The following is a 1,471-nucleotide window of genomic DNA, read 5'->3' as shown; positions in this document are numbered from 1 at the left end:
ACATTTATTTGCTCTATATTATGTCGAAAGACATTGAATATATCATATTGGAAAAGAACTATAGCCAGGTTCAAATAAAACTTATATGGTTTTTTATTCTGGCATCCGGTACTGTTTCTATAAATTTGGTTACTGGATGGATTTATAGAAAAGATGTATCTCACACCACTATCGGCGCCTCAGGAATAGCGTTTGCATTTACAGCTTTTTCAATTCTTTATCTACCGCTTGACCATTTGAAAAGGAAACATAAATTTATTCCTCTATATTATGGTTATGAGATATTTTTAGCCTTCTTAATCATTTTTGTTTGTCTAATGTTCATCTATAGAAAGAATTCAAAAAGTAATCATAAAGCTCATTTTTTTGGACTGATTATAGGGAGTTTACTGGCCATTGTCTTTCGTCCTACTCTAATTACAGAGATTATTTACCACCTTAAGAATAGATGGTAAATAATCTTTTATTTCAGTTCCCGAACCACCCAGCTATAGCGCCAGCAATTCCACCTACAACTCCGCTCACATAATCAACTGCTGTTTCAAGAGAGTCTCTTTCCTTTTCTTTTCCACCTTCAATTTCAATAATTTCTTGCTGAGTTAAATCTTTCATTTTGAGTTTAATTTGATTTGTTTCTCTTGAACATTCAAGATTAAGACAAATCTCATAACTTACTCATAATGAGACAACAACCACAAGTTGTATCGTATAACTTGTGGTTGTAATAAAAAAATAATTAATTTGCAGGTAATAAGCTAAATTGATTAAAATGATTGGTGAAAAGATACGCGAGCAAAGAGAAATGAAGAAAATTTCTCAATATGCAGTAGCCTATGCCATAGGCATGTCACAGGCGGCTTATTCAAAAATAGAACGTGGTGAAACAGAAGTTAAAGTGAGCCATCTATACTCTATTGCCGCGTTTCTTGAAATCTCAGTTTACAATCTATTGCCAGAAGCCATGGCGAGTGGCACCTTTGAAGGAGAATACCTATTAAAACCCCTTGTAGTAAAACTAAAAGAATTATGGTATGGATGGCTGGTTAAAAGAAGGATGAAACATATGCAGCAAAAAGATCAATAAATAAAAAATGTTCAGAACAATTTGTAATCTTCATTTGTTAAATGAGAAAAAACAGAGCTATGGGACTTTTCAGAACAGCAATTATTGGTGCAGCAATATATGGTGCTTATAAGTACATCACCAAAAAAGATGAAACAGGCAGATCACTTGTTGATGAATTTAAAGACAAAACACCTGAATGGATGGACAAAGCCAAAGATTTCAAACGGGATATTGAAAAAAAATATAATGACCTGGCAGATGAATATGCAGAAGTCAAACCCAAATAATTAAAAGAAAGAATCGCTTAAGCAGCGATTCTTTCTTTTTGTTCTTTAATTCCAAACCTCCGGGCTTGTATCTTATCATATTCTTTTATATAATCCGGATGTTCCGTTTTCATCATCC

4 protein-coding genes are annotated in these 1,471 nt (G+C 33.2%); 3 read left to right on the top strand and 1 reads right to left on the bottom strand.

Annotated features, from left to right (window positions below):
* A partial coding sequence (locus DBR11_RS25640) for a rhomboid family intramembrane serine protease (RefSeq protein WP_233260914.1) occupies window positions 1-455 on the top strand: 455 nt, incomplete at its 5' end.
* Window positions 456-468: 13 nt separating this feature from the next.
* On the opposite strand, the gene DBR11_RS29745 is transcribed toward DBR11_RS25640, so the two are convergent.
* Window positions 469-612, bottom strand: a complete 144-nt coding sequence (locus tag DBR11_RS29745; RefSeq protein WP_158275381.1) for a hypothetical protein — start codon at window positions 610-612, stop codon at window positions 469-471.
* Window positions 613-769: 157 nt separating this feature from the next.
* Between DBR11_RS29745 and DBR11_RS25635 the strand changes: the two genes are divergently transcribed.
* Complete coding sequence (locus DBR11_RS25635) at window positions 770-1,084, top strand: helix-turn-helix domain-containing protein (RefSeq protein ID WP_108555421.1); 315 nt, start codon at window positions 770-772, stop codon at window positions 1,082-1,084.
* Between the two features lie 41 nt (window positions 1,085-1,125).
* On the top strand, window positions 1,126-1,353 hold the full coding sequence (locus tag DBR11_RS25630; RefSeq protein WP_233260913.1) for a YtxH domain-containing protein: 228 nt from the start codon (window positions 1,126-1,128) through the stop codon (window positions 1,351-1,353).
* Window positions 1,354-1,471: the final 118 nt, after the last annotated feature.

The sequence above is a fragment of the Pedobacter sp. HMWF019 genome (assembly GCF_003061025.1).
GTDB lineage: Bacteria > Bacteroidota > Bacteroidia > Sphingobacteriales > Sphingobacteriaceae > Pedobacter.
The sequence above is the reverse complement of the archived record's forward strand: the minus strand, read 5'-3'. Positions and strand labels throughout refer to the sequence as shown.